This window comes from Parvibaculum sp. (genome assembly GCF_049672805.1).
GTDB lineage: Bacteria > Pseudomonadota > Alphaproteobacteria > Parvibaculales > Parvibaculaceae > Parvibaculum.
In genome coordinates, this window is record NZ_JBATWS010000415.1 from 1 (window position 1) to 1,800 (window position 1,800).

Annotated in this window: 2 protein-coding genes; both read left to right on the forward strand. The window is 55.6% G+C overall.

The window, feature by feature from the left end; genetic code table 11:
• Window positions 1-404 precede the first annotated feature (404 nt).
• A complete protein-coding gene (locus WBF74_RS12875) occupies window positions 405-1,073 on the forward strand; it encodes an amino acid ABC transporter permease (RefSeq protein ID WP_424440541.1) in 669 nt (222 codons plus the stop codon).
• 7 nt (window positions 1,074-1,080) lie between these two features.
• Complete coding sequence (locus WBF74_RS12880; RefSeq protein WP_424440543.1) at window positions 1,081-1,722, forward strand: amino acid ABC transporter permease; 642 nt, start codon at window positions 1,081-1,083, stop codon at window positions 1,720-1,722.
• The last annotated feature ends 78 nt before the right edge of the window (window positions 1,723-1,800 follow it).

The following is a 1,800-nucleotide window of genomic DNA, read 5'->3' on the forward strand; positions in this document are numbered from 1 at the left end:
GGTTAGTCTCGACACTTAAGAAGACATCGCAGCGCCCAGCGCAAAGACAAAGAGGCTGTCGGCCTCCAGCGTCGTGAATTAACGTTGTGGCGTTAGCGCTACTCTCCATCGACTATGGAGGAGAAGAATATCGCGCGAGATCACTCGCGACACGACAGTAAATTGCTTTGGTGTCGCACCTACAGCTCAGAACAGCTGTTTATGATTGGAACATCATAAGAAAATACTTGATCCGAAGACGAAGCGGATTCTCTCTTCATCATCGACTTCGGTGACCAGATACGGCTGCCACCACGCACCTGCTAATTGACAGATCAATAACAAGACCCAAGCGATATGGGCAACCGCTGCAAATAGAATGTCAGGTGGATCAGTCTGGCAGAATGGCCGCTCAAGGAGAGGCGATGAACTATACTTTTGATTTTGCGCCGGTCATCGAAGGTCTTCCAGATCTTCTTTTGGCATGTCTGGGCACATTTGGCCTGGCTTTTGGAGGAATGGCGCTTGCAATCGTTATCGGCATCGGCGGCCTCATCCTGCGCGACTCCGCCTTCGCCCCGGCGCGGTGGCTGGTGAAGGCGTTTGTCGAGATTGTTCGCAATACGCCATTTTTGGTGCAGATATTCTTTGTTTATTTTGCCTTGCCCATGATTGGCATCCGGCTCGATCCAACTCCGACGGCCATCATTGCGCTTGGTATCAACGGCGGCGCTTATGCCATCGAAATCATCCGCGGCGGCGTGCAGTCGATTGGCAAAGGACAGATCGAGGCGGGCCTGGCGCTCGGTCTGCACAAGGGGCAGATCTTTCGTCTCATCGTCCTCAAGCCTGCGCTGCGTGCGATCTTTCCCTCACTCACGAGCCAGTTCGTGCTGCTGACGCTGACGACCAGTGTCGCCTCCGCGATCGCGGCCTATGAGCTGACATCTGTGGCGCAGCGCATTGAAGCCGAAAGCTTCCGCAGTTTTGAGGTTTATGGCACGATCACGCTTTTTTATCTCGTTATTTCCTGGATGATCATGCGCTTCTTCGCGCTGATATCTAACCACTACTTCAGTTATCCGGTGAAGTGAGGAAACCATGAACTGGGATACATTCCTCTTTCTGCTCACTGGCCTCGAATGGACTGTGCTACTCTCTGCGGTGGGCTTTGTCGGCGGTGGCATTTTCGGCCTCGCTGTGGCGTTGATGCGCACGTCCGGCATCGGGCCGCTGGAGCGCAGCGCCGCCGGCTACATTGCCCTGTTCCAGGGCACCCCGTTGCTGATGCAACTCTTCGTTGTCTACTACGGACTGGCACTGATCGGCTTCAAGCTCGATGCGTGGATTGCCGTTGCAATCGGTTTCACGCTGCACGCCAGTGCCTTTCTCGGCGAGATCTGGCGCGGCTCGATCGAGGCCGTTCCGCGTGGCCAGACCGAAGCGGCCAAGGCGCTGAGCCTGCATTACGTCACGCGGATGAAGGACGTGATCCTGCCGCAGGCCATCCGCATCTCTCTGCCGGCAACGGTTGGTTTTCTCGTTCAGCTGATCAAGGGCACCTCTCTCGCCGCCATCGTCGGCTTCACGGAATTGACGCGGTCCGGGAACATCGTCTCCAACCAGACCTTCAAGCCGTTGCTCGTCTTCGGTGTCGTCGGACTTCTGTATTTCCTCCTTTGTTGGCCGCTCTCGCTCTACGGAACTTATCTGGAACGCCGGATGGCAACTGCGTCCCGGTGAGTGAGAGATTCTGCCAGCCAAATACGCGAGCCAGCGCGTCCATAACAACAAACGCATAAACAATCGGGAGAAACATCA